Annotated in this window: 24 protein-coding genes; 11 read left to right on the forward strand and 13 right to left on the reverse strand. The window is 65.4% G+C overall.

Annotated elements, in window-relative coordinates; genetic code table 11:
• Nucleotides 1-7 precede the first annotated feature (7 nt).
• Genes M2342_RS04040 through M2342_RS04055 form a run of 4 tightly spaced genes read left to right on the forward strand, consistent with a single transcriptional unit; the run spans nt 8 to nt 2,551 of the window.
• On the forward strand, nt 8-331 hold the full coding sequence (locus M2342_RS04040; protein WP_264571987.1) for a DUF167 domain-containing protein: 324 nt from the start codon (nt 8-10) through the stop codon (nt 329-331).
• Nucleotides 328-1,224: a bifunctional methylenetetrahydrofolate dehydrogenase/methenyltetrahydrofolate cyclohydrolase FolD gene (folD, locus tag M2342_RS04045; RefSeq protein WP_264578133.1), complete on the forward strand. Its 897-nt coding sequence runs from the start codon at nt 328-330 to the stop codon at nt 1,222-1,224. The genes M2342_RS04040 and folD overlap by 4 nt, the downstream gene beginning before the upstream one ends.
• Nucleotides 1,221-1,934, forward strand: coding sequence for a hypothetical protein (locus M2342_RS04050; RefSeq protein WP_264578134.1), 714 nt, complete (start codon nt 1,221-1,223; stop codon nt 1,932-1,934). The genes folD and M2342_RS04050 overlap by 4 nt, the downstream gene beginning before the upstream one ends.
• Nucleotides 1,931-2,551 carry a MarC family protein gene (locus M2342_RS04055; RefSeq protein ID WP_181558674.1) on the forward strand — a complete coding sequence of 207 codons (621 nt, stop codon included), beginning with the start codon at nt 1,931-1,933 and terminating at the stop codon, nt 2,549-2,551. The genes M2342_RS04050 and M2342_RS04055 overlap by 4 nt, the downstream gene beginning before the upstream one ends.
• Before the next feature lie 54 nt (nt 2,552-2,605).
• Here M2342_RS04055 and M2342_RS04060 read toward each other — a convergent pair whose 3' ends face one another.
• Nucleotides 2,606-3,280 carry an OmpA family protein gene (locus M2342_RS04060; RefSeq protein WP_264578135.1) on the reverse strand — a complete coding sequence of 225 codons (675 nt, stop codon included), beginning with the start codon at nt 3,278-3,280 and terminating at the stop codon, nt 2,606-2,608.
• 190 nt (nt 3,281-3,470) lie between these two features.
• Between M2342_RS04060 and M2342_RS04065 the strand changes: the two genes are divergently transcribed.
• The gene (locus M2342_RS04065; protein ID WP_181558676.1) at nt 3,471-4,766 is read left to right on the forward strand and encodes a hemolysin family protein; all 1,296 of its coding nucleotides are present in this window, start codon (nt 3,471-3,473) and stop codon (nt 4,764-4,766) included.
• A gap of 23 nt (nt 4,767-4,789) precedes the next feature.
• On the opposite strand, the gene M2342_RS04070 is transcribed toward M2342_RS04065, so the two are convergent.
• On the reverse strand, nt 4,790-5,407 hold the full coding sequence (locus tag M2342_RS04070) for a glutathione S-transferase family protein (RefSeq protein ID WP_264578136.1): 618 nt from the start codon (nt 5,405-5,407) through the stop codon (nt 4,790-4,792).
• Nucleotides 5,408-5,496: 89 nt separating this feature from the next.
• On the opposite strand from M2342_RS04070, the gene M2342_RS04075 reads away from it, so the two are divergent.
• Nucleotides 5,497-6,033 (forward strand): TetR/AcrR family transcriptional regulator, encoded by a 537-nt coding sequence (locus M2342_RS04075; protein ID WP_264578137.1) that lies wholly within the window; start codon nt 5,497-5,499, stop codon nt 6,031-6,033.
• Between the two features lie 10 nt (nt 6,034-6,043).
• On the opposite strand, the gene purD is transcribed toward M2342_RS04075, so the two are convergent.
• Nucleotides 6,044-7,327, reverse strand: a complete 1,284-nt coding sequence (gene purD, locus M2342_RS04080; RefSeq protein WP_264578138.1) for a phosphoribosylamine--glycine ligase — start codon at nt 7,325-7,327, stop codon at nt 6,044-6,046.
• Here purD and xseA point away from each other — a divergent pair.
• From xseA to M2342_RS04095, 3 genes are all read left to right on the forward strand, one after another.
• On the forward strand, nt 7,326-8,840 hold the full coding sequence (xseA, locus tag M2342_RS04085) for an exodeoxyribonuclease VII large subunit (RefSeq protein WP_264578139.1): 1,515 nt from the start codon (nt 7,326-7,328) through the stop codon (nt 8,838-8,840). The genes purD and xseA overlap by 2 nt on opposite strands.
• A 46-nt stretch (nt 8,841-8,886) precedes the next feature.
• Nucleotides 8,887-9,798 carry a M23 family metallopeptidase gene (locus M2342_RS04090; RefSeq protein ID WP_264578140.1) on the forward strand — a complete coding sequence of 304 codons (912 nt, stop codon included), beginning with the start codon at nt 8,887-8,889 and terminating at the stop codon, nt 9,796-9,798.
• A gap of 535 nt (nt 9,799-10,333) precedes the next feature.
• Entirely contained in the window at nt 10,334-13,366 is a 3,033-nt protein-coding gene (locus M2342_RS04095) for a TonB-dependent receptor plug domain-containing protein (protein ID WP_264578141.1), read from the forward strand.
• An 81-nt stretch (nt 13,367-13,447) separates the two neighbouring features.
• On the opposite strand, the gene clpB is transcribed toward M2342_RS04095, so the two are convergent.
• On the reverse strand, nt 13,448-16,027 hold the full coding sequence (gene clpB, locus M2342_RS04100) for an ATP-dependent chaperone ClpB (protein ID WP_264578142.1): 2,580 nt from the start codon (nt 16,025-16,027) through the stop codon (nt 13,448-13,450).
• A gap of 276 nt (nt 16,028-16,303) precedes the next feature.
• On the opposite strand from clpB, the gene M2342_RS04105 reads away from it, so the two are divergent.
• Nucleotides 16,304-19,177, forward strand: coding sequence for a M16 family metallopeptidase (locus M2342_RS04105; RefSeq protein ID WP_264578143.1), 2,874 nt, complete (start codon nt 16,304-16,306; stop codon nt 19,175-19,177).
• 29 nt (nt 19,178-19,206) lie between these two features.
• Nucleotides 19,207-19,509 carry a hypothetical protein gene (locus tag M2342_RS04110; RefSeq protein WP_181558682.1) on the forward strand — a complete coding sequence of 101 codons (303 nt, stop codon included), beginning with the start codon at nt 19,207-19,209 and terminating at the stop codon, nt 19,507-19,509.
• 87 nt (nt 19,510-19,596) lie between these two features.
• On the opposite strand, the gene pal is transcribed toward M2342_RS04110, so the two are convergent.
• From pal to ruvA, 9 genes are all read right to left on the reverse strand, one after another.
• Nucleotides 19,597-20,112 carry a peptidoglycan-associated lipoprotein Pal gene (pal, locus tag M2342_RS04115; protein WP_181558683.1) on the reverse strand — a complete coding sequence of 172 codons (516 nt, stop codon included), beginning with the start codon at nt 20,110-20,112 and terminating at the stop codon, nt 19,597-19,599.
• Between the two features lie 110 nt (nt 20,113-20,222).
• Entirely contained in the window at nt 20,223-21,566 is a 1,344-nt protein-coding gene (tolB, locus tag M2342_RS04120; protein ID WP_181561302.1) for a Tol-Pal system beta propeller repeat protein TolB, read from the reverse strand.
• Nucleotides 21,567-21,571: 5 nt separating this feature from the next.
• Entirely contained in the window at nt 21,572-22,435 is an 864-nt protein-coding gene (locus M2342_RS04125) for a TonB C-terminal domain-containing protein (RefSeq protein WP_264578144.1), read from the reverse strand.
• Between the two features lie 9 nt (nt 22,436-22,444).
• A complete protein-coding gene (locus tag M2342_RS04130) occupies nt 22,445-22,915 on the reverse strand; it encodes an ExbD/TolR family protein (RefSeq protein WP_181558685.1) in 471 nt (156 codons plus the stop codon).
• Nucleotides 22,915-23,619: a protein TolQ gene (tolQ, locus tag M2342_RS04135; RefSeq protein WP_264578145.1), complete on the reverse strand. Its 705-nt coding sequence runs from the start codon at nt 23,617-23,619 to the stop codon at nt 22,915-22,917. Before tolQ ends, M2342_RS04130 begins: the two co-directional genes overlap by 1 nt.
• Before the next feature lie 20 nt (nt 23,620-23,639).
• Complete coding sequence (ybgC, locus tag M2342_RS04140; protein ID WP_264578146.1) at nt 23,640-24,098, reverse strand: tol-pal system-associated acyl-CoA thioesterase; 459 nt, start codon at nt 24,096-24,098, stop codon at nt 23,640-23,642.
• A 116-nt stretch (nt 24,099-24,214) separates the two neighbouring features.
• Complete coding sequence (gene ruvB / locus M2342_RS04145) at nt 24,215-25,237, reverse strand: Holliday junction branch migration DNA helicase RuvB (RefSeq protein WP_264578147.1); 1,023 nt, start codon at nt 25,235-25,237, stop codon at nt 24,215-24,217.
• Nucleotides 25,230-25,646, reverse strand: a complete 417-nt coding sequence (locus M2342_RS04150) for an NUDIX hydrolase (protein WP_264578148.1) — start codon at nt 25,644-25,646, stop codon at nt 25,230-25,232. The genes ruvB and M2342_RS04150 overlap by 8 nt, the downstream gene beginning before the upstream one ends.
• Nucleotides 25,643-26,260, reverse strand: coding sequence for a Holliday junction branch migration protein RuvA (gene ruvA, locus M2342_RS04155; protein WP_264579981.1), 618 nt, complete (start codon nt 26,258-26,260; stop codon nt 25,643-25,645). Before ruvA ends, M2342_RS04150 begins: the two co-directional genes overlap by 4 nt.
• Nucleotides 26,261-26,304: the final 44 nt, after the last annotated feature.

A 26,304-nucleotide genomic window follows, 5' to 3' on the forward strand; every position in this document is an offset into this window, starting at 1 on the left:
GTGCGCCGTGCCGCTTCGTCGTGACGGCGCAGACCTGCTGCTGGCGATTCGCCTGACGCCCAAGGCTGCGCGTGCTCGCCTTGGCGGAACGTTCACGGATGCCGCCGGGCAGCGCTGGTTGCAGGCCAGCGTCACCGCGCCGCCGGACAAGGGCAAGGCCAATGCCGCCCTGCTGACGCTGCTCGCCCGACATCTGCGCGTGCCCGGATCGTCGATTTTGCTGGAGACAGGGGATACCAACCGGCTAAAGCGCCTGCGCATTGCGGGTGCTGATCCGCACACGGAACAGTCTTTGAGAGAGATCGCTGAGAAGGAGCGAAGCGCGACATGAGTTTGGGCAAGGAAATCGACGGCAAGGCATTCGCGGCGAAGCTGCGCGGGCGGATGGCTGAGGCAGTCCCCGCTTTCGTGGAGAAGACCGGGCGCAAGCCGGGCCTCGCGGTGGTGCTGGTCGGTGAAGACCCGGCGAGCAGCGTCTATGTCCGCTCCAAGGGCAAGGCGACGGTCGAAATCGGCATGAACAGCCTTGAGTTCAAGCGCCCCGCCACGATCAGCCAGGAAGAGCTGATCGAGCTGGTCGAAGAGCTGAATGCGGACGACAGCGTGGATGGCATTCTCGTCCAGCTGCCGCTGCCTGCCCATCTCGATGACAAGGCGGTGATCGCCACCATCGATCCCGCCAAGGATGTCGATGGCTTCCATGTCGTCAATGCCGGCAAGCTGGCGGTGGGCGATCCCACCGCTCTGGTGCCCTGCACGCCGCTTGGCTGCCTGATGCTGCTCAAGGACGAGCTGGGCGACCTTTCCGGCAAGGAAGCGGTTGTCATCGGCCGCTCGAACATCGTCGGCAAGCCGATGATGCAGCTGCTGCTGGCGGAAAGCTGCACCGTGACTGTGGCGCACAGCCGCACGCACGATCTGGCCGGCGTGGTCCACCGCGCGGACATCGTGGTTGCGGCGGTCGGCCGGCCGGAAATGGTCAAGGGCAGCTGGATCAAGCCGGGCGCCGTGGTCATCGACGTGGGAATCAATCGCGTGAAGGGCGATGAGGACGGCAAGACCAAGATCGTCGGTGACGTCGCCACCGCCGAGGCGATCAACCACGTCGCGGCGATCACGCCCGTGCCGGGTGGCGTCGGTCCGATGACCATCGCGGTGCTGTTGCGCAACACGCTGGTCGCCGCGCACGTTCGCGCGGGTCTGCCCGCACCCAAGGGCCTTTGATCCGCAGCGCTGCCTTTGCCTTGCTCGCCACGCTCTCTCTGGGCGTGGCGGCTGGTCCTGCGCACAGTCAGCGCCAGATGACGCCAAGCGTCGGCGTCGGCACGGCCAATCCCAGCGCCATCGTCGCCGCCGAACTGGGCATGGCCCGGCAGGCGCGCGAGGAGGGGCAATGGACGGCGCTGCGCAAGCTGGCCGACAAGGACGCCGTGATCTTCGCGCCCGGCCCGCTCAATGCCCAAGCCTGGCTTAAGCAGCAGACGGACCCCGCCCGGCCGCTGCGCTGGAACCCGCAGCAGATCTTCATCGCCTGCGATGGCAGCTATGCCGCCGCGACCGGGTCGCTGGAGCGCGTAAACGGACAAGCGGCGCGGTTCGTCACCCTTTGGCGGCAGCAGCGCAAGGGTGATTATAAATGGGTGATGACGGCCACCAGCGACACGCCATGGAGCGGCGAGGCGGACGGCATGATCAAGGCCTCCGTTGCCGATTGCGCGCGACGGGGTGAGCGGCCGGAGCGGCGCGATCGCGACCGCGACATTGTGCGCCTGCCGGACCCGCCGCCGGCCAGCGGGTCGGCGCAGTCCGAGGACGGGTCGCTGCGCTGGACATGGACGGTGAGCGGCGATGCGCGGACGCTGGAGGTCTTCCTGCGTCGCGGTGCCGGTGAGGAGCGGGCCATTCGGGAGACGGTGGCGGAGGGCCCGCGATGATGGAGCTGTTCCTCGCGGCGTTCATCACGCTGTTCGTCGTCATCGACCCGCCGGGCACGGCGCCGATCTTCAGCAGCCTCACCATTGGCGCGAGCGGCGCCCAGCGTCGCAGCATGGCGGTGCGGGCGGTGATCGTGGCGGCCTGTATCCTGCTCGCCTTCGCGCTGGCGGGGGAGGCGTTCCTGCGCACCCTCGGCATCACGCTGGAGGCATTCCGCATCGCGGGTGGCATCATGCTGTTCTTCATCGCCATGGACATGGTGTTCGAGACGCGGACGCGGCGGCGCGAAGACCGTGCGCAGAAGATCAAGGAAACGCCGGAAATCGAGGATGTCGCCATCTTCCCGATGGCGATGCCGATGATTGCCGGGCCGGGATCGATCGCGACGATCATGCTCTTAATGGCGCGGGCGACGGGTCCGCAGGAGACGGCGATCGTGCTCTTCGCGCTCGCGGCCAATCTGCTGCTGATGCTGGCAGCGCTCCTGGCGGTCGGCCCGATCATGCGGGTGTTCGGTGGTCAGGTGGAGGCGGTCATTACCCGTTTGCTGGGTGTGATTCTCGCGGCGCTTGCGGTGCAGTTCGTGATCGACGGATTGCGCCAGAGCATTCTCTGATTTGAGAGGGAAGGGCCGGAGAGACACGCTCCCCGACCCTTCCCATCATGCAGTTCAGCTCGCGACGGCGGGCACGATCTTGATTTCCACGCGGCGGTTCTGCGCCTTGCCGTCAGCGGTTTCGTTACTGGCGACCGGGCGCGTCTCGCCATAGCCCATCGTCGCCATGCGGATCGGATCGACGCCGCGACGCCCGAGATAATTGGCAACGGCCTGCGCGCGACGCTCAGACAGCGCCTGGTTGTAAGCCTCGCTGCCGTCGGAATCGGTGTGACCCAGCACGTCGATCATCGTCTTGGGATATTCCGCAAGGGTCGAGGCCACCTGATCCAGCGTGGACTGCGCCTGCAGCTGCACCGTGGCCTGATCGGTCGCGAAGGTGATGCCGGAGGGCATGCGGAGCAGCAATTCATCGCCCTGACGAACGACATCGACGCCGGTGCCGGCGGTCTGCTGGCGCAGCTTCCTCTCCTGCGCGTCCATATAAGCGCCGACGCCCGCGCCGGCCACGGCACCAATGCCCGCGCCGACGATCTTCTCCGTGCGGTCGTTGCGGCCGCCCAAAATGTCGCCGAGCAGATAGCCGCCGAGCGCGCCACCGACGCCGCCGATAGCGGCCTTCGAAATGGTCCGATTGCCGGTTTCGGGATCGGTCACACAGCCGGAGAGGGCCAGCGCCGCCAAAGCGGTACCGGCAAGGGCAAGGGGGGAATGGCTGCGAAGGCTCATGATTATCTCCTCAAGTCTGGCCTCCCGCGCTGTTACGCGGGAACCCAGCCATTAACGGCGCGGGAACCTGATTAGTTCCTGAACGAGGGAACTCTTGCCGGCCTGCGATGTTGCCCAGCGATGTTGTATAGTGGCTTTCCGTAGCGAAAGCCGCTAAGCTTTCAGCCAACAACCCCCTTTAGAAGAGACCATGCCGCCTTTTCCCTGGCTCGATGCCGCCATCGTCCTCGCGCTGATTGCGCTCAACGGCGTCTTTGCCATGTCGGAACTGGCCATTGTCTCGGCACGCCGGCCACGGCTGGAGGCCATGACCCGCAATGGCAAGCATGGGGCACGGGCGGCGCTGGGCCTCAGCGCTGAGCCGGGTCGCTTCCTGTCTACCGTCCAGATCGGCATCACGCTCATCGGCATTCTCGCCGGTGCCTATTCGGGCGATAAGCTCGGCGGCCCGCTGGGCGCGATCTTCGCCTATCTCGGCATGTCCGCCAATCTGGCCCAGAACACCGGTTTTGGCGTTGCGATCGTCGCGACGACCTATGTCTCGCTGATCATCGGCGAGCTGGTGCCCAAGCAGCTTGCGCTGCGCAATCCCGAGCCGCTGGCCTGCGTCGTCGCGCCCCTGATGATCATGCTCGCGCGGGTTGCTGCGCCGATCGTCTGGGTGCTGGATCAGTCCAGCGAGGTCATCTTCAAGCTGATGCGCCTCAAGCGCGAAGGCTCGGACCATGTGACGGCGGAGGAACTGCAGCTCATCGTGGCGGAAGCCAGCCGACACGGCGTGATCGAGGAAAGCGAGCGCGCGATCATTTCCGGCGTGGTGCGGCTGGCCGACCGGCCGGTGCGTGAAGTGATGACGCCGCGCCGCGATGTCGACTGGCTGGATGCCGATGCCAGCGCCGAGCAATTGCGCGAGAAGCTGCTCGCCACCCCGCACACCCGCCTGCCGGTGGCGCAGGGCAGCGTGGAGGACATTATCGGCGTCGTGCAGGCGCGTGACGTGATGGCCGCGCTGTTCCGGGGAGAAGCGCTGGACCTGCGGGTACTGATGCGCCCCGTTTCCATCGTGCCCGATCAGGTGGATGCCATGGACGCCCTCAACCGCCTGCGGGAGGCCGACGCCCCCATGGTGATGGTGCATGACGAATATGGCCATTTCGAAGGCATTGTGACCCCGGCAGACCTCATGTCCGCCATCGCTGGCGAGTTCGCGTCGGACAGCGATCTGTACACCCAGCCGATGGTCACGGAGCGGGAGGATGGCAGCCTGCTCGTCTCCGGCCAGATGGCCATCGACGCGCTGGCCGAGCGCATCGACCTCGATCTCTCCGAAGACCGCGACTACGCGACCGTTGCCGGCTTTGCGCTGGCCGTGCTGCGCCACCTGCCCGAAGAGGGCGAGCATTTCAGCGAGCAGGGCTGGCGGTTCGAGATCGTCGATATGGACGGGCGCAAGATCGACAAGCTGCTGGTCAGCGCGGAAGATTGATCCGTGCGCCTGCGCCGGTTTGGTCAGGCATAGGCATAAGGCCCGCCCGTCTCCAGCGCGCGCTGATAGGCGGGCCGTGACTGCACCCGGTCCAGCCAGGCGATTGTCGCGGGACGGCTCTCGTCCAGCCCACCCCGGCTGCGCGCGGCCTCAAGCGGAAAGCTCATCATCACATCGGCCCCACTGATCTGGTTGCCGGCAAACCACGGACGCCGGCTCAGCTCGGCTTCGACATAATCGAGATGGACGTCGATCATCGGCTGGATGCGCTTGACGGCGACCTTGCCGACCAGCGGAATGCGGGAGAGCACGAGCTTGAGCAGCAGCGGCGGCATCATCGAGCCTTCCGCATAATGCAGGAACATGCGGTATTGCAGCTTTCCGTCAGCGTCATCGGGCGGCCCGAACTGGCCGGATTTCTCGACCAGATATTCGACGATCGCGCCGCTCTCGATCAGCGTGCGGCCCTCGTCTTCCAGCACCGGCGACTTGCCGAGCGGATGCACCGCCTTGAGCGCAGCGGGCGCAAACATCGTTTCGGGATCGCGCTCATAACGGCGCAATTCATAGGGCACCCCCAACTCCTCCAGCATCCACAGGATGCGCTGCGAGCGGGAGTTGTTGAGATGGTGGACGATCATTGAGAGGCTCCATGGCAAATCGTGTTGCAAGGCGCGAAGGTATGCTTACAGTGTAAACATACTTCATCAAGCTTACGGTGTAAACAATCTTGAAAGACGCGTCCTTGAGGAATTGCCTCGTCAACGAAACAGTGGCGACGTTAGTTGCAGGCGAGCCGGAACCCAGTCTGCGCGATCTCGCGGCGCGCCTTGGCGTATCCGCCATGGCGCCTTATCGGCATTTCCCGAATAAGGCGGCACTGATGGAGGCCGTGTCCGAGCGCGGATTTGCTATGCTTGAGGCACAGCTCAAGGCTGCGGATGCCGCAAAGGCCGGCGCTCCTGCGCTGGTTGCGCAGGGCTTGGCCTACTTTGCATTTGCAATAACGCACCGACGTTTGTTCGATTTGATGTTCCGCGAAGGCACACGCGCCGGTGAAGAAAGTCCGGCGAGGCAGCGTGCCTTCGGCGTCCTGTACGATCGGGTCGTGGCTCTGGCGCCCGAGGACGCCGAGGCTGTTGCGCTCGCCTGCTGGGCGCTGGTTCATGGCCTTGCCGTTCTTCAATCCGCTCCGGGTGGGCCGGAGCAGGCGGCGCGCGTTCGTGATGTATTGACCCTTTTCGTAAACAGGATCGCGCGCGTCTGAACGGCGGCGCCTAGCCTGCCGCCGCGTCTTTCTCCCGCGCGATTTCCCGCCAGCCGAGGTCGCGCCGGCAGAAGCCGCCGGGGAAATCGACCTGATCGACCAGCGCATAAGCGGCGTCGCGCGCCTGCGTGACCGTTGCCCCCCGCGCGGTGACGTTCAGCACGCGGCCGCCGCTGGCCACGAGCTGCCCGTCCTTGAGCGTCGTGCCGGCGTGGAAGATCTTGGCACCATCGGGCGCCATCGGAAGCGCGATGGGCGCGCCTTTCTCGGGCGTGCCGGGATAGCCCTTCGCGGCCAGCACCACGGTCAGCGCCGGGTCGGGCGCAAAGCTTGGGCCGCTGGCCTCGTCGAGCGTCCCTTGCGCGACGGAGAGCAGCAGCGCGACGAGATCGCTGGTCAGCCGCATCATAAGCACCTGGCATTCAGGGTCGCCAAAGCGGCAATTATATTCGATGAGCTTGGGGCCGTCCGCGGTGAGCATCAGCCCGGCGAATAGCACACCGGAATAAGGCGTGCCGCGCGCGGCCAGCGTCGTCACCGTCGGGCGGATGATCTGATCCATCACGGCATCCTGCAGGGCAGGCGTGAGCACCGAGGCCGGACTATAGGCGCCCATGCCGCCGGTATTGGGGCCGGTGTCGCCTTCACCCGCCCGCTTGTGATCCTGCGCCGAGCCGAAGGCGACGACGTTGGTGCCATCGGTGAGGGCGAAGAAGCTGGCTTCCTCGCCTTCCATAAATTCTTCCAGCACCACTTCCGCGCCCGATGCGCCGAAGCTGCCGCCAAACATGTCGCGGATCGCCTCTTCGGCCTCTTCGCGCGTTTGCGCGATGATGACGCCCTTGCCGGCGGCGAGCCCATCGGCCTTCACCACCACCGGCAGGCTGAAGTCGCTCAGCGCCGCCAGCGCCATCTCGGCGCTGGTGCAGCGGACATAACCCGCCGTAGGAATGGCCGCATCGCGGCAGAGATCCTTGGTGAAGCCCTTGGACCCTTCAAGCTGGGCGGCAGCGGCGCTTGGTCCGAACACCGGGATGTCCACGGCGCGCAGGCTGTCGGCAATGCCGTCCACCAGCGGCGCTTCCGGGCCGACGACCACAAGGCCGACGCTGTTAGCGCGGCAAAAATCGATCACGGCGGCATGATCGGCAAGGTCGATATCGACCAGGCGCGCCGCCTCGGCTATGCCGGGATTGCCCGGTGCGGCGAACAGGCCGGTGCAGAGCGGCGATTGCGCCAGCTTCCAGGCGAGGGCATGTTCGCGCCCGCCACCGCCGAGCAAAAGGATATTCATGAGCGATTTTTCCGTCAGTGAGGATGCGTCCGGCCGCCTGTTAGCGCAGGAGCGCGCGGGGGACAATCTGACCGCGCTCAGCATTTCCGAACTCTCCGCCCAGCTCAAGCGCACGGTGGAGGATCGCTTTGGCTTCGTGCGCCTGCGCGGCGAAATTTCGGGCTTCAAGCGGGCCGCCTCCGGCCATGTCTATTGCTGCCTCAAGGACGATGCGGCGGTGATCGACGGGGTGATGTGGAAAGGCACGGCGGGCCGTCTCGCCTTCCGGCCCGAGGATGGGCTGGATGTGATCGTCACCGGCAAGGTCACGACCTACCCCGGGCGCTCCAAATATCAGATCGTCATCGAGAGCATGGAGCTGGCCGGCGAGGGCGCACTGATGCAGCTCTTCGAGCAGCTCAAGGCGCGCTTGTCCGCCGAGGGGCTGTTCGATCCCGCCAAGCGCCGGCCGATCCCGATGCTGCCCGATGTGATCGGCGTGGTGACCTCGCCCACCGGCGCAGTGATTCGCGACATTCTCCACCGGCTTGCCGATCGCTTTCCGAGCCGCGTGCTGCTCTGGCCCGTGCTGGTGCAGGGGGAGGGCGCGGCGGCCCAGGTGGCAGCGGCGGTGCGCGGCTTCGGCGCGTTGCCGGCCGATGGCCCGATCCCGCGCCCCGACGTGCTGATCGTGGCGCGCGGTGGCGGCTCGATTGAGGATTTGTGGTCGTTCAACGAGGAAGTCGTGGTGCGGGCGGTGGCGGAGTCACCGATTCCCGTCATTTCCGCCGTGGGCCATGAGACGGATACGACCTTGTGCGATTTCGCTGCCGATCTCCGCGCGCCGACGCCCACTGCTGCTGCGGAAATGGCCGTGCCGGTCCGCGCCGACCTCGCCGTGCAGGTCGCCGAGCTACGCGCACGGATGCAGCGCTGCGTGGCGCGCGGCTTGGACCGCAGCCGCGAGCGATTGGAAGCACAGCGGCGGCTGCTCCCGCGCCCGGACGTGCTGCTGGCGCAGGCTCGCCAGCGCGCGGACGATCTTGGCGACCGGCTGCGGCGCGGCCTTTCCCACCGGGTGAGCCGGGCGCGGCACGAGTTGGCGGACGCATCCGGCGCATTGCGACCCGCATTGCTGCAGAGCCACCTCGCGCGGGAACGGCAGAAGCTCGCCAACGTCCGGCTCTCACCGCTGGTGCTCGAGCGCCGACTGGGCGACGCGCGGAGGCAGCTGGATGGGCTGTGGCGGCTGGCCCAGTCGCTCAATCCCGATGCGCCGCTCAAGCGTGGCTTTGCGCGCGTGATGGCGCAAGGCCGGCTGGTGCGCTCTGCCGAGGAAGCGCGCGCGGCGGGGCGGGTAACGCTCAAGTTCGAGCATGATGAGGTGACCGCAATGACGCAGCCCGATGCGGCGGGTGGCGACTCTCCGGCGCCGGCCTTCCCGTCCTCCGCGCCGCCTCCGTCCGCGCCCCGGCCGGCGCGCAGGGCGGCCCCTTCCGCTACGCCAGCGCGGCAGACCGACCTGTTCGACTGACGGCGCGCCCTTGCATCGCGCCAGCCGCGCGGCCATGAGTGCGGGCATGACAGGTTTCCGCTTCCGCTCTCGTTCTGTTCTGGCGGGAGGTCTGCTCGCCGCATCGGCCGGCTGCTCGACGGTCCCGCCGCCGCCGCCGGAAGCCAGCGCGCTGCCCATCGAGGACGTGCCCGATCTCGCGCTGCCGCAAGGGCCGGCCACGTTGCAGGTTCGCGGTACCCCCCGGCAAGGGGCACTGCTGCGCGGTCTCGTCCCCGTCGGCACGCTGGGTCTTACGCTCGATGGCGTGCCGGTGGCCGTGGACGCCGAGGGAAACTTCATCATCGGGCTGGACCGCGATGCCCCCGCGACCATGACGCTGGAAGCGACTGGGCGTGATGGGCGCAAGCAACGGCGCGTGCTGACCATCGCGCGCGGCGACTGGAAGATCCAGAACGTCAATGCCTCGATCACCGGCAGCGCCACCAGCGAGGAGTTCCAGCAACGGCGGGCGGGCGAACTGGCGCGCATCGTTGCCGCCCGGGGTGATCCGCAGCTGAGCAATGGCTGGCGGCAGACATTCATCTGGCCGGTGAAAGCGCGCATTTCCGGCGTGTTCGGCTCGCAGCGCATCTATCGGGGCACGCCGGGCAGCTATCATAGCGGGCTCGATCTCGCCGGGGGGCAGGGCACGGTCTATGTCGCGCCGGCGGACGGCGTCGTCGTGCTCGCCAGCGAAGAGCCGTTCACGCTGGAAGGCAAGCTGCTCATCATCGATCATGGCATGGGCCTCAACAGCGCCTTCCTGCACAGCGATCGGCTGCTGGTGAAGGAAGGCGATGTGGTGCGCCAGGGCCAGCCGCTCGGCGAGATCGGCGCGACGGGCCGCGTGACCGGTCCGCATCTGCACTGGAGCATGAAGTGGAACGATGCGCGGATTGATCCGTTACCGCTGGTACAAGGCCAAGCGGCCCGCTGATCGACAATCAGGCTGGATGACGTAGCGTCCGGCAGTCGGCCTCTTTTGCTGCATTGCAACACGATGTGGGAAGGCAAAAGGGTCGGGTGGGGCGGTCTGAAAATGCCCCCTTTGAGCATCGGACGCTACGGAAAGCTACCCCGTGAGTCGCTCCGATTTCGTCACGAATTCCATAGTCATTGGACCCTGCGGCGTGAGAAGATTAACAAATAGTTTCTAGGAAAACTGCGGTCCGGGACGATTTGTGTCGTGCTGTGTAGATCGTGGCTAATATTGTTACAGCGGACCGCAGGGCGCGGAGACACCGGGGCCGACGATTTTGTTGCATGAATGTGACATGTACGGGAAAATAGCCCCTTCATGCTGCACCTGCGCTTTACACCTTTAACCAATCCGCACAGTTTCACGGCCATATAGCGCAGGGGCCACGCGTGTTGTCGTCGGGAGACCGAGAGGGCGACGCACGATCCCCGCGTTTCGTGCGACCGGATATTCCCGGCCGCAGTTCGCAAATTCCAGAGCAAGGGACTGGATCGTGAAGAAAACAACATCGCAAACATTGCTGAAGCTGGCAGCTGCACCTGCCGTCCTCGGCCTCGCCATGCTGAGCTCCGCCGCACATGCGCAGGAGCCGCAGAACGCGGACGGCGCTGAAGACGGGGAAGTCATCATCGTCACCGGTTCGCGCATTGCGCGGCCTGAGTTCTCGTTTCCGAATCCGGTGCAGGCCGTAACGGCGGCTCAAATCGAACAGCGCGGTAACGTTAATCTGACGGACTTTCTTGTCACCTCCCCGGCATTGCTGGGTTCGCGGTCGAACATCGACGTCGCGGGTTCCAACCTGCCCAACGCAGGCTTGGTGGGCGTCAACAACCTCGATCTGCGCAATCTTGGCCCTAATCGTACCCTGGTCCTCGTGGACGGCCGCCGCCATGTCGCGGGGTATCCGGGCACGGCTGCTGTCGATATCAACACCATTCCCACCGATCTCGTTGAGTCGGTCGACGTGCTGACCGGCGGCGCCTCGGCAATTTATGGTGCCGACGGCGTTTCCGGTGTGGTCAACTTCATCATGAAGAAGGACTTCGACGGTCTTCGGCTTCGCGCGCAGTCGGGTATTTCTCAGCGCGGCGATGCGGGTGACCGGTTTGTTGCTGCCACATTCGGCAAGAACTTTGCTGATAGCCGCGGCAACATCACGCTGTCCTACGAGTTCAACGAGACGGACCGCTTCAGCCAGCGCCAGCGCCTCAACTATGGTAAGACCGGCCCGAGCTGGGCGTTGGTTCGTAACCCTGCCGATGGGACACCGGGCACCTCCGCCGACGATCCCAACGTGCCTGATCGTATTCTGCTGACCGATCTGCGCTGGGCGGACAGCTCGATCGGCGGTGCGGTCGACGTGAACGGTGACTTTACTCCGGACTTCACGGGTGAAGGCGGTGTGTATGATCTGGGTAGCTATGTACCGGGCACCAGCTTCACCGTCGGCGGATCGAGCACGCCGCGCGAGAGCTATTATGGCGACTTTACGCCTTATAACCGTCGTCACATCGCCAATGCGATGGCACGTTTTGAGGTGAGCCCGGCCTTCGAGGTCTATCTGGAAGGCAAATATGTACGCTCGAAGGCGTACACGCTTTCGCAGCCGTCGTACGACTTCTACACAAAGCTTTACGAAGACAATCCGTACCTGCCAGCGGCGTGGGTGTCCGCGATCCAAGCTGCTAATGCGGCCGGCGATTGCGATGATGACGAAACGCCCGGTTTTGAAGAATGCAGCATCCGCATCAGCCGCGACAATTTCGACTTCGGTATTCGTCGTTACGAACTGGAGCGAGAGTTGTTCCGGACAGTGATTGGTGCCCGTGGCGATCTCGGGTCCAACCTGCGCTATGACATATCCTATGTGTTCGGTCAGTCGACCCAGACGGCGACAAACCGCAATGACCGCATTTCCGATCGCTATTACGCCGCGCTTGATGCGGTCTCGGACGGAAACGGCGGGGTCACCTGCCGTATCAACCTGCCGGGCCAGACCGAGATACAGTCCGACAGCTATAATAACACGGTTTATGCGGGTGTTCCGCTGACGTTCCAACCCGGACAGTGCGTTCCGATTAATCTGCTGGGCTATGGAACGCCGTCGCAGCAAGCTCTGGACTTCGTGACTGTCGACCATTCCACATGGTCACGTCTCCGTCAGCACGTAGTCACTGCAGCGCTCTCGGGCGATACAGGGGGCTTCTTCGAGCTGCCGGGCGGCCCGGTTGGGTTCGCAGTAGGCGCCGAGTACCGCAAGGAATCGAGCGTATTCATCCCTTCCGATTATCAGCTTAACGGTTATTTGATCGATTCCGGATTTGCACGGATCGACCGGGGCAGCTTTGACGTCAAGGAAGTGTTTGGCGAGGTCAACCTTCCGTTGCTATCGCGGGTGCCTGGCGCCTATGAGTTGTCGCTCGGCGGGGCCATTCGTTATTCGGATTATTCAACCATTGGGGGCACGACCACCTGGAACGTTAACGGCTCTTATTCGCCGGTTCGCGACGTCACCTTCCGTGGTACTTACTCGCAGGCTGTCCGCGCGCCTAACATCACCGAGTTGTTTGCTGGCGGAAGTGGTACGTACGAGTTCATCACGGACCCGTGCGGAATCGACCGGGTCGCCGAGGGCACCCAGTACCGCGCAGCAAACTGCGCCACCGCTCTTGCAGCGGTAGGGGTCAATCCCTCCACGTTCAATCCCGCAGACGATGCAACCTCTCCTCAGAACAGCAGCATTCTGGGCTTCCAGGGTGGCAATCCGACCCTTCAAGAAGAAACGGCAAAGACCTGGACTGCAGGCGTGGTATTCCGCCCGACCTTCGTGCCGGGCCTGACGATCACCGCCGACTGGTATAGCATCCGTCTGAAGCAGGCGATCAACTATGCTACCGCTCAGGACGTAGTTGACCTGTGCTACGATCAGCCGGATCTGGACAACATCTATTGCGACGTCATCGCCCGCAAGGCGTCCGGCGCCGGGCAAGGCTATATCAGCACCTTCACGGTTATCCCTGAGAACGTCGCGTCGTATGAGACGTCCGGTCTGGACTTCGTTGTCGACTATCGGTTCGTTCCTGAAGGTGACGTTGGCACTTTCAACTTCCGGGTTACTGGCAATGTTCTGAACAAGCTTCAGTTCGTGCCCAGCGCGGGCGCGGACCTGGAGAACGAACTGCATAATTGGGAATATCCTGCTCCAAAGTACACTGCCAACTTCGACCTTACCTGGCAAAAGGGCCCGTTCACGCTGAACTATGGTCTTGAGTGGTGGTCCAAGACGCGCCGGGTGACGCTCAAGCAAGAGCAGGCCAATCCCGATTACGCACCTGCCGAGTACATCTGGTACAACCGCAAGTGGGAGCACAACATCTACGCCAGCTACAATGTAGACGATCGGTTCGACATTTATGGTGGCATCAACAATCTTGGCGATCGCAAGCCGGATGATGGTGGTGTTGCGTACCCGATCAGCGCCGTTGGCCGGTCGTTCTATGTCGGTGTGAAGGCGAAGCTTTTCTAAGCGACGCCGGAACCCAGAGAAAAAGGCCGGGAGGAGCCATCCTCGCGGCCTTTTCTTTTGCCTTTCAAGTTCGGCCTTGCCTTACCCCACCGTCAACACCAGCGCCCCATCGCCCTCATCGACGCGCACGGTTGCGCCGTCGGGCACTTCACCGCGCAGGATGAGGTCGGCGAGCGGGTCTTGCAGATATTTCTGCACCGCGCGCTTCAAGGGGCGGGCGCCGTAGACCGGATCGTAGCCCACCCGGCCGAGCCAGGCGCGGGCGCCGTCGGTGAGGTCGAGTGTCACCTTGCGGTCCTTGAGTAGCTTGCCGACGCGGGCGACCTGGATGTCGACGATCGGCCCCATATGCTCCGCGCCCAGGCGGTGGAACAGGATGATCTCGTCCAGCCGATTGAGGAACTCGGGGCGGAAGTGCGCACGCACCACGTCCATCACCTGATCCTCGACCTTCTCCACCGGCTCATCGTCGCCAAGGCTGGTGAGGAACTGGCTGCCGAGGTTGCTGGTCAGCACGATGATCGTGTTGGTGAAGTCCACCGTGCGGCCCTGGCCATCGGTCAGGCGGCCATCATCGAGCACCTGGAGGAGCACGTTGAACACGTCGCCATGCGCCTTCTCCACCTCGTCGAATAGCACGACCTGATAGGGCCGGCGGCGGACGGCTTCGGTCAGCACGCCGCCTTCCTCATAGCCGACATAGCCGGGCGGTGCACCGATCAGCCGCGCGACGCTGTGCTTCTCCATGAACTCGCTCATGTCGATGCGCACCATCGCATTGCTGTCGTCGAACAGGAATTCGGCGAGCGCCTTGGTCAGTTCCGTCTTGCCGACGCCCGTTGGGCCGAGGAACAGGAAGCTGCCGAGCGGACGGTTGGGGTCCTGCAGACCGGCGCGTGAGCGGCGCACGGCGGTGGAGACGGCCTTCACCGCATCGGCCTGGCCGATCACCCGGCGACCCAGCTCCTCCTCCATGGCCAGCAGCTTCTCGCGCTCGCCTTCCAGCATCTTGTCGACGGGAATGCCGGTCCAGCGCGAAACGACGCTGGCGATGTCCTCGCTGGTCACTTCCTCACGCAGCATCGCGCCCTTGGAGGCGGACTGCGCCTCTTCGAGCTGCTTCTCCAACGTGGGGATGGTGCCATATTGCAGCTCGCCGGCCTTGGCATATTCGCCGGTGCGCTGCGCCTGCTCCAGCTGGATGCGCGCGGCATCGAGCTGTTCCTTGAGCTTGGCCTCGCCTGCGATCTTGTCCTTCTCGGCCTGCCAGCGGCCGGTGAGTTCGGCCGATTGCTGTTCCAGATTGGCGAGGTCGCCTTCCAGCGCCGCCAGCCGGTCTTTGCTCGCCTGATCGGTCTCCTTCTTCAGCGCCTCGCGCTCGATCTGCAACTGCATGATCCGCCGGTCGAGATTCTCGATCTCCTCGGGCTTGGACTCCACTTCCATGCGGATGCGGCTCGCGGCCTCGTCCATCAGGTCGATGGCCTTGTCCGGCAGGAAGCGGTCGGTGATGTAGCGGTTGGAGAGCGTCGCGGCGGAGACAATGGCGCCGTCCGCGATGCGCACGCCATGGTGCGTCTCGTACTTGTCCTTGATGCCGCGCAGGATGGAGATGGTGTCCTCCACCGTCGGCTCGCCCACGAACACGGGCTGGAACCGCCGCTGGAGGGCGGGGTCCTTCTCGACATATTTGCGATACTCATCGAGCGTGGTCGCGCCGATGCAGTGCAACTCGCCGCGCGCCAGAGCCGGCTTCAAGAGGTTGGAAGCATCCATCGCGCCTTCGGATTTGCCCGCGCCGATCAGCGTGTGCATCTCGTCGACGAAGAGGATGATCTGGCCGTCCGCGCCCTTCACCTCATCGAGCACGCCCTTGAGGCGCTCCTCGAACTCGCCGCGATACTTCGCGCCGGCGATGAGCGACCCCATGTCGAGCGCCATCAGCGTGCGGTCCTTGAGCGTATCGGGCACGTCGCCATTGGCGATGCGCAGCGCGAGGCCTTCGGCGATGGCGGTTTTGCCGACGCCGGGTTCGCCGATCAGCACCGGGTTGTTCTTGGTGCGCCGGGCGAGGATCTGGATGGTGCGGCGGATTTCCTCGTCGCGACCGATCACCGGATCGAGCTTGCCGTCGCGGGCGGCCTCGGTGAGATCGCGGGCGAATTTCTTGAGCGCGTCGTAGCGGTCCTCGGCAGAGGCCGTGTCCGCTGTCCGACCGCCGCGCAGGCTGTTGATTGCCCCATTGAGCGCCTCGGTCTTCACGCCGGCAGTGGCCAGCGCCTTGCCGGCGGCCGTCGTCGTCGCCAGCACCAGAGCGAGCAGCAGCCGCTCGACGGTGACATAGCTGTCGCCGGCTTTCTGCGCGACCTGCTCGGCAGAATCGAGCACGCGCACCGCGTCATTGTCGAGACCCGGGCTCTGCTGCGCGCCCGATCCGCTGACGGCAGGCACCTTGGCGAGCGCCGCGTCGGTCTCGCGCAGCGCGGTCGCGGCATCGCCCCCCGCCGCCTTGATGAGGCCGCTGGCCATGCCCTGCTCATCCTCGAGCAGCGCCTTGAGTAGATGCTCCGGGCTGATGCGCTGGTGGTTCATGCGGATCGCAACAGTCTGTGCGCTCTGCAGGAAGCCTTTGGCCCGGTCTGTGAACTTTTCGAGATTCATACTATCTCCCTTCGCCCGCCACAGATGGTGTTGCTATTTCGCAACACAAGAGGGCGGTGCGTTTTTCTCCGGCGCGATCCGGGCAGCATGATCGACCGCTGCCAATATGCCATGCCAGCTTCGATATGATCAACGCTCAAGCTCGCTGGCGGGTCCTCAATCCGGGGCCGGTTCGATCCGGCGCTAGGCTTGGCCGCCGCCTGCCGCTATGGTCCGGCCATGGTTCAGGCCGTCGCTGCTACGGGTGGCGACCTGTTGATATTCGTCGGAGACTCTATGCGTCTGACTGTTCGTCGTTCGACTGCCCTCATGTATCTGGGCGTTTGCAGCCTTGCCCTTACGGCATCCGTGCCGGCCTGGTCGCAAGCGCAGCCCGCCCCCCGTCCAGCAGCCACCGCGACGGCCAGCGCAGCCGTCAAGCCCGCGCCGCTCGCCGATCTCATCAAGCGAGTCGACATTCCCTACGAGACGTTCACGCTGCCCAATGGCCTGCGCGTGATCGTGCATACCGATCGCAAGGCGCCGGTCGTCGGCGTCACCGTCTACTACCGTATCGGCTCCAAGCATGAGCCGGAAGGCAAGACCGGCTTTGCGCATCTCTTCGAACATCTGATGTTCGGCGGGTCGGAGAATGTGCCCAATTTCGATGAGCCTTTGGTTTCGGCCGGTTCCACACCCACCAATGGATCGACCTGGTTCGACCGCACCAATTATGTCGAGACCGTGCCGACGGGCACGCTCGATCGCGCGCTGTTCATGGAGGCGGATCGCATGGGCCGCCTGCTCGGCGCGGTGACGCAAGGCAAGCTCGATGCCCAGCGCGCCGTGGTGCAGAACGAGAAGCGGCAGGGTGACAATCAGCCCTATGGCCTGGTGGAATATGTGCAGCTTGAGACGCTGCTGCCCAAGGGCCATCCCTATGGCCACTCGACCATCGGCTCGATGGCGGATTTGGACTCCGCCTCGCTGGAGGATGTGAAGGGCTGGTTCCGCGATCATTACGGGCCGAACAACGCGATCCTGGTGCTCGCCGGCGATATCGACGCCGCCACGGCCAAGGCGAAGGTCGAGAAATATTTCGGCGGCATCGCGGCGGGGCCGGCGGTCAAGCCGGTTGCGGCGCCGATCCCGACGCTGCCTGCACGCGTTGACAAGGTGATGAAGGACCGCGTGGCGACCACGCGCATCTATCGCATGTGGGTGACGCCGGGCCGCAATGACAAGGATGCGCCGTTGCTCTCCGTGGGCGGCGCGGTGCTCGGCGGCCTCGCCAGCTCGCGGCTGGACAACATCCTCGTCCGTGACGAGCAGATCGCGGTGAGCGTGACGGCGGGCGTGCAGCAGTTCGAGCAACTCGGTTTCTTCATGGCGACAGCCGATGTGAAGCCCGGCACCGATCCGGCGCTGGTCTCCCGCCGGCTCGATGAGATCATGGGCGATTTCATCAAGACTGGCCCGACCGCCGATGAAGTGACCCGCGTGGCCACGCGGCAGGTCGCGGGCGAGATTGCCGCGCTCGAAGTGGTCGGCGGCTTCAGCGGCAAGGCGTCGACCCTGGCTGAGGGACTGTTATATTCGGGTGACCCTGCCCAGTATAAGAAGGACCTGGCAGCCATCGCCGCCGCGACGCCCACGGCCGTGACGGCGGCGATGCAGCGCTGGCTCACCCGCCCCGTGTTTGCACTGACGGTCGAGCCCGGTGAGCGGGAAGCCTATGAGGATGCGAGCGTCGCAGCGCCGGGCGAGAATGCGCCGGCGGATGTCGCGGCGCCCAAGCCGACGCTGGCGATCCCGGACGTAACGCAGAACCCGGACCTCGATTTCCCCACGGTGGAGACGGCGACGCTCGGCAATGGCATCAAGCTGCACGTCGCGACCCGCTCGACCGTGCCGACGGTCAGCATCGCGGTCAATTTCGACGCTGGGCTTGCCAGTGACCGGCGGGACCGGATGGGGCTGGGCACGCTGATGCTCGACCTGCTGGAGGCCGGCACCACCAGCCGCTCGACCATCCAGATCGCCGAGGAGCAGGAGCGGCTCGGCGCCAGCATCTCGACCGGGCAGAGCATGGACCGCACGTCCATCTCCCTGTTCGCGCTCAAGCCCAATCTGGCGCCTTCGCTCGACCTGCTGCAGGATGTGATCCGCAACCCCGCCTTCGCCCCCAGCGAGATCGAGCGGCTGCGGACCATCCAGCTTGCCGGCATCGCGGCGGAAAAGACGCAGCCCAGCGGCCTTGCCAACCGGGCAATCTCGCCGCTGCTCTATGGCCCGCAGCATCCTTATGGCGTGGTCAGCGCGCGGGGTGAGGAGACCACGGTGAAGGCGATCACGCGCGACGACCTCGTGCGTTACCATGGCGGCTGGATCGTCCCCAGCAAGGCGGAGATCTTCGTCGCCGGCGACATCACCATGGCCGAGATCAAGCCCCTGCTGGAGGCGCGTTTCGGCAATTGGCCGCAGAACCGCATGGCCTCGCCGGTCAAGGATTTCTCGGTGGCGGTGCCGACGCCCAAGCCGGGCATCTACCTGATCGACCGGCCGCAGTCGCCGCAGTCCGTCATTCTGGGCGGGGTCGTCACCAAGGCGACGGGGCGCGATGATCTGGTCGCGTTCAACATGGCGAACACCGTGCTGGGCGATGATTTCCTCTCGCGGCTGAACGCGGACATTCGGGAGGCCAAGGGCTGGTCCTATGGCGTGCGCGGTGCGCTCAGCCGGCGGTTGGAGCGCAGCCCCTATCTGGTCAGCGCGCCGGTACAGGCGGACAAGACCGGTCCGGCCATCGCGGCGATGCGGGATCAGATCGTCAGCTTCCTTGGGCCAAAGGGCGTGACGCCGCAGGAATTCGCGCGCGTGGTTAATGGCGAGATCGCCGGCTTGCCGGGCAAGTTCGAGACCACCGGCGCGGTGCTCGGGCAGATGCAGGCGGATGCGCTGTTCGGCCGGCCGTTCGATTATGTCGAGACGCTGCGGGCGCGCTATCAGGCGCTCACCCCGGCCCAGCTCGACGCGGCGGCGAAGCAGCTGATCGATCCCGCACAGCTGAGCTGGGTGGTGGTTGGCGACAAGAGCCAGATTGCGGACCAGCTCAAGCCGCTGGGGTTGCCCGTGACGGAGATCACCCCCGACGCAGCCCCCGCACGCTGAAGAACGTTCATTCCGGAAGGAGAGATGAAATGGCCAAAGTAGACGGCGCTTATGATTGCACCACCAAGACCCCGATGGGGGATCAGGCGAGCGTGTTCACCGTCGTGACGGACGGAGACACGTTCAACGGCACCAACGCAGGGCCGCTCGGCTCGCTCGATGTGAAGAACGGCAAGGTGGACGGCAACCGGCTGACCTGGACCATGGAGATGACCATGCCCATGCCGATGACGCTCACCTGCGAGGCGATTGTGACCGACGGCAAGATCAGCGGCACCATCGATGCCGGCGCTTTCGGCACCATGGCGATGACGGGTACGCGGCGCGGCTGACGGCCCGCCCGCCAGAAGGGCAGATCATAGAAAAGGGCAGCCTCCCGCTTGGAAGGCTGCCCTTTCTGTTTGGCGTTCTGGCGCGTGTCAGTCGACCGTAACGGTGACTGCGCGACGGTTCTGGGCCCAGCTGGCTTCATCCGAGCCGAGTGCGACCGGGCGCTCCTTGCCGTAGCTGATCGTGTTGATGCGACCGGCATCGATGCCGAGCGAGGCCAGATAGTTCTTGGCGGCATTGGCGCGACGCTCACCGAGCGCGAGGTTGTATTCGCGGGTGCCGCGTTCGTCGGCATGGCCTTCGACGGTCACGCGCTTCTGCGGGTAGCGCATCAGCCATTCGGCCTGGCTGCGCAGCACGTTGCGATCTTCATCGTCGATGTCGCTCTCGTCCGTATTGAAGAAGATGCGGTCCGAGGAGACGCTGGCGACGAAGTCGGCCTGGCTGCCCGGGGTCGGGCCGCTCGGCGTGGGCGTCGGCGTGGTGGCCGGGGGCGGAGCCGTGTCAGCCGGGGCGGGGGGAAGAGTCTCCGGCGCCTTTTTGGCACAGGCCGAAAGGGCGAGCGCGGCACTGGAAACCAGCAGCAACAGGGGTGTGGTACGCATGGGGCTTCTCCTACTGTCCTGAACACAAACCGGTTCGTCGTATGGTTGGGGCGTTTTGGCGACAAGTCAACCTGAAGATATGAAAACAAAGATGAATTATTGGTTCCCCGTCACTGAAGCAGCGGCCCCCAGGCGGGGTCCGAGCCGTCCACCGGCGTCACGATCTTGCGCTCGTTCACGCCGGTCAGATCGACCTGCCAGATGGAGGAATTGCCCGAGCGACCGGCTGCGGTGCGGAAGAATTGCAGCACACGGCCATTGGGCGACCAGGTCGGCGCTTCATCCTGCCAGCCATTGGTCAACAGCCGCTCGTTGCTGCCGTTCACATCCATCACACCGACCCGGAAGTTGCCGGCGATTTTGGTGAAAGCGATGAGGTCACCGCGCGGGCTCCATTCCGGCGTGGCGTAGCGACCACCGCCGAAGCTGATGCGGCGCTGGCCCGAGCCATCCGCATTCATCACATAGATCTGCTGCCCGCCCGAGCGATCGCTCTCGAAGACGACCTTCGTCCCGTCCGGCGAGAAGGAGCCGCCGACATTGATGCCCGGCGTGTTGGTCAGCCGTGTCGGGCGACCGCCGGCGACGGGGATCTTGTAGATATCCGTATTGGCGCCGCTCGCCATCGAATAGAGCAAAGTGCGGCCGTCCGGTGACCAGCGCGGGGCGAAGATGGCGCCGCTGCCTTCCAGCAGCACGCGCTGGCGGCCCTGATCGACATCATAGATGTAGATGCGGACATTGCGGCCGACATAGCTCACATAGGCGATGGAGCGATAATCCGGCGACCAGCGCGGCGTGAGCGCGAGGCTTTGGCCGTTCGTGATGAAGCGGTGGTTGGCGCCGTCGCTGTCCATGATGGCGAGGCGCTTGACGCGATTGTCCTTGGGGCCGGTCTCGGCGATGTAGGCAATGCGGCTGTCGAAGAACGGGCTCTCGCCGGTCAGGCGCGAATAGACAAGGTCGGCGCAGCGGTGGGCGGCGCGGCGCCAGTCGCGGGGCGCGACGACATAACCCTGTCGGGCGAGCTCGGTGCCGAGCGACACGTCATAGAGATAGCAGCCCACCGTGATCTGCGAATCGCCGCCCGCCGAGCGGACGAAGCCCTGCACCAGCGCCTCGGCATTCATCGCGGACCAGCGCGCGAAGACGGGGCTGGTGACTTCCGCCATGGAGGGCGGCTGCACGCCATTGGGGCCGAGCGGGGTGAACAGGCCCGAGCCGCGCAGATCGTTGGCGATTACCTCGGCAATGCGCTGGCCGAGGGACTGGGTGGAGCCAGCCGGCGTTTCGACATTCTGCTGGGTCGGCATAGCCGGAACGGCGATCCGCAGATCGCTCTCGACCGGATTGGTGACGTCCACGCTGAGCTGCGCCGTGGCCGGCATCGCGATGAGCAGGGCCAGCAGGGCGCTGGCACCGCGCAGGGTTTTGCGTCGAAGGCTGAGCATCATCATGGTCACAGACTCGCATAAATGCGGAGCGGCCGGAGCCACTTCCACTGTTCATAAAATTCGGCGGGCAGGTTCTTGAACGGCGCGGCGCGCATCACGGCCTGCACGGCCCGCTCGGCATGGAGATCGGCCTGGGCGCGATTGCTGGCCGTCACGCCCTCCTGCCCGACGACCTCGACCCGGCCATCGATGCGCCCGTCCGGTGTCAGGTGGACACTGAGCAGCGTCACCAGCTTTTCGGCATCGGCGCCCGAGGGTGGGCGCCAGTGCGGCTTGATCTGGCGGGTGATCTCCGCATTGAGCGCACGGGCCGCGACCGGGCTGAGCTTGGCGTTGGAGCCGCTGGTGTTGGGCGTCGCGCGGCTGGAGGCCGTCTCGGCGTCGATGCCCTTGAGGAAATCGTCGCCCAGCCGGGACGCACGCTGACGCGGCGCCTCTTCACGCCCTGGGCGGGAGGGCGCGGGCTTGGCGGCCGGCGTCTCGCGCGTGCTGGCCCGCTGTTCGCGCGGCTTGGGCGCGGGCGGCGGGGGTGGCGCCGGCTTGGGCGTCGGTGCCTGCGCGCGGGGCGGGGGTGGCGGTGCAACCGGTTCGGGCTGCGCTGGCGGCGTGGGCGCCGCGGCGGCGGGCGGCGGCGGCGCAGCATCGGGCTCGACCTCGCCGATTTCCGGCGCGGTGGCGGTTTGCGGCACGTCCGGCGCATGCTCGCGGGTGAGGCTTTCGAGCGCGACAGCATCCGCAAAGGTCACGTCGATGGTCGACGGCGGTTTTAAATCGGCGCTCTTCTGAAACAGGCCAAGCGACAGCGCGCCGAGCAGAAGCACATGGCCCGCCGTGGAAATTCCCAGTCCTAGACGCTCGCGCTGGTCCATTCCCCGCCCTTATTCGCCCGTCACTGAACGCACGGTGGACGGATCCGATCCGCCCATGCCGATCCCGGTGGTGACGAGCGCCACCCGGTCCAGCCCGGCGCGATTGAGCTCACCCATCACGCGCATGACGCGGCCATAATCGAGTGCGGCATCTGCGCGCAGGAACACCTGCTCGTCCGGGCCCAGGCCGGCGCGCAAGGCATTGAGCCGGTCCGGCAGCGCATCGTCGCTCACCGGATCGTCATTGATGAAGACCGCGCCCTCCGGATCGACCGAGACGATGGCGGGCTTCTTGTCCTGATCCAGCGCGCTCGCGCGGCTCTCCGGCAGGCGCACGGGCACACCGGTCACCAGCAAGGGGGCAGTCACCATGAAGATGATGAGCAGCACCAGCATCACGTCGACCAGCGGCGTGACGTTAATGTCCGCCATGGGCGCGCGTCGCCCGCCCCGCCGGTTGGAAGGCAGGTTCATGCCCATCAGGATTCAAGCTCGCGGCTGAAGGTGGTGTAGAGTCCGTCCGAGAAGCGCTGGACCCGCGCTTCCAGTCGGTTCACGCCATGGCTCAGGCGATTGTAGCCGATCACCGCCGGAATAGCCGCGAACAGGCCGATGGCGGTCGCGAACAAAGCCTCGGCAATGCCGGGCGCCACGACCGCGAGGCTGGTGTTCTGCTCGCCGGCAATGGCGATGAACGCGCGCATGATGCCCCACACCGTGCCGAACAGGCCGACGAACGGCGCCACCGATCCCACGGTCGCGAGGATGTTCAGCCGGTCGGAAATCTTGTCGATGGTGCCAGCCAGAGCAGAGCCCATGGCCGTGGCGAGCCGGTCGCGCGTGCCATCCGGATTCATGCCGCGCTGGGCGGTGGAGCGGCGCCATTCGGCGATGCCGGCATTGAGCACCTGCGCGCTCGGCAGGTCTTCGCGGCCGCGCTCCTTGGCGAAGGCGTCCATGTCCTTGGCCTGCCAGAAGGCGCGCTCGAACTCGTCGCATCCCTTGCGCATCCGCCGGAGCCGTCCGGCGAAGCTGAAGATGATGCCCCAGGTCCAGACGCTGGCCAGCAGCAGGCCGACCATCACCGCCTTCACGACGAGATCCGCCTGGAGGAACATGTCCACCGGCGACAAAGTGAGCGCGTTGTCCGGCGCTGTGGCAGCAAGCATGAGGGTGAGAGTCATGGGCGGGGGTGTTTCTCCGGTCAGGAAGGAAGCGGCGCGAGCCGGCTGAAGCGATCGATCCAGTCAGCCGGCTGGCGGCGCGGGCGACCGGTGCTGTCGAGGAAGGCCACGGTGACGCTGCCCCGGGTCAGTTCCGTGTCCTCGCGCCAGACCGACTGGGCTATAACGCAGCGCGCCGCGCCGAGTTGCGTCAGCTGGCTGCGCACTGTGAGATCGTCGTCCAGACGGGCCGGCGCGCGGTAGCGCAGCGCGATGTCCGTCACCGCATACACGCCCTCGCCGGATTCCTGCGCCGCGCGCTGATCGATACCGAGCTGGCGCAGCATGTCGGAGCGGGCGCGCTCCATATAGCGCAGATAATTGGCGTGGTAGACGACGCCGGAAAGGTCCGTGTCCTCGAAATAGACGCGCACGGGGAAGCGGTGTTCTCCGTTCTCAAACTGTCCCGAAGCGGGATGAAGGGCGCTTTGCGAAGGCATGGGCGACCAGTCCTAACCGACGCGACTCGCGGCGGAAAGCCTTTTCAAGCGTCAGAACGCAGCAGATCTTCGTTCTATCGCACGGGGCCGGGCAGGATCGCTTGCCGCTTGTCGCCTCAGTCGAACAAACCGTCCTGGCTGCCCTCTGGCGGATTGAGGCCGAGATGCTTCCAGCCCGGCGCATTCAGGATGCGGCCACGGGCGGTCCGCGCGATGATGCCGAGTTGGAGCAGATAGGGCTCGATGACATCCTCGATGGTGTCGCGCGGTTCGGAGAGGCCCGCGGCCAGCGTTTCGGCACCGACCGGGCCGCCTTTATAAATGTCGGCAATCATCCGCAGGTAGCGGCGATCCATCAGGTCGAGGCCGAGCTGGTCAACCTCCAGCCGGGTCAGCGCGGCATCGGCGGCGGCGGCATCGACGACATCATGCCCGGCAGCATGGGCGAAATCGCGCACGCGCCGCAGCAGCCGTCCGGCAATGCGCGGCGTACCACGGGCTCGGCGGGCTATTTCGCTCGCGCCATCGGGGGCGATCGGCAGGTCGAGCAGCCGCGCGGCGCGGGTGATGACCTGCTCCAGCTCATCGACGGTATAGAAGTTGAGCCGCACGGGGATGCCGAACCGGTCACGCAGCGGCGTCGCCAGCATGCCCTGCCGCGTGGTCGCGCCGACCAGCGTGAAAGAGGGCAGATCGATCCGCACCGAGCGGGCCGAGGGGCCTTCCCCGATCATGATGTCGAGCGCGCGGTCCTCCATGGCCGGGTAGAGGATTTCCTCCACCGCCGGATTGAGCCGGTGAATCTCGTCGATGAACAGCACGTCGCCTTCATCGAGATTGGTAAGCAGCGCGGCGAGATCGCCCGCCTTGGCGATGACCGGACCGGACGTGGCGCGGAACCCCACGCCCATCTCCCGCGCGACGATCTGCGCCAGCGTCGTCTTGCCCAGGCCCGGCGGGCCGAAAAACAGCACATGATCGAGCGCTTCGCCGCGTGCGCGGGCGGCGTTGATGAAGATGCGCAGATTCTCGCGGGCACCCTTCTGGCCGACGAAATCGTCCAGCGTCTTTGGGCGCAGCGCAGCATCCATATCTTCAGGCGTGCGGCCGGCGGTGAGGAGGGGGCGCGCCTCAGGCATGGAACGAGCACGCCCTCATCATCGGCAGCACATGATCACGCGTGAGGGGGGCGAGTGGTAGATTTTCTGCGTCGTCCAGCCCGGCCCATCTGATCTCCTCGATTTCGGCTTTTGGCGCGACCGCGCCGGAGAACGGCAGTGCAAACAGCTCCGCCTGAACAAGACATCCCGGTTCATTTGCTGCCAAAGCTTCACGGTGGCCCAGATACTCCAAGGCGTCTGGTGCCACGACAAGCTCCAACTCTTCCCGCAGTTCACGTATCACGGTATTGATCGGCTCCTCATCTGCCTCAATTTTACCTCCCGCCTGCATAAAGGCGCGCGTGCCGACTTTGCGAACAAGGAGCAGTTCGCCAGCGTCATTGTAAATCACGGCACTTGCCAAGCGAATGACGCCGAAAGCGCTCACTTGGCAGCCTTTCGCAGCGCGAGGCGGACCAGAGCATCGAGTGAAGCGCTTTCGCCCAGCTCGTCCAGCGCGGCGCTGACGGCGATGCTCGCTTCGCCCGGCTTGAAGCCCAGCGAGGCGAGGGCGGAGAGGGCGTCGGCCTGCACGCCCGTCGCGGCCGGGATCGCCGCGCCGCTCGCATCCAGCCCGATGGCGAAGGATCCGGTGGCGATGGCGCCCACCTTGTCCTTGAGTTCGCGCACGATCCGTTCGGCGAGCTTGGGCCCCACGCCGTTCGCGCGGGCGACCATCGCCTTGTCCTGCGCGGCAATGGCGCGGTGGAGGTCGCTCGGCTCCAGCGCAGAGAGAATGGCCAGCGCCACGCGGGCGCCCACGCCCTGCACACCGGTCAGCAGGCGGAACCAGTCGCGCTCCGCCTCGCTGGCGAAGCCGACCAGCCGGATGAACTCCTCGCCCACCAGCATCTCGGTATGCACGGTGACGGCTCCGCCGACGCTGCCGAGCGCGGACAGGCTGCGCGAGGACATGCCGACCAGATAACCCACGCCACCGACATCGATGACGGCACTATCCAGTCCGGTGGAGACGAGCAGGCCTTTCAAATGCGCGATCATGAGGCGGGTGTAGCGATGTTCCCGCTTCGTTTCCACCGTTTCTG

This window comes from Sphingobium sp. B8D3A (genome assembly GCF_025961995.1).
Classification (GTDB): domain Bacteria; phylum Pseudomonadota; class Alphaproteobacteria; order Sphingomonadales; family Sphingomonadaceae; genus Sphingobium.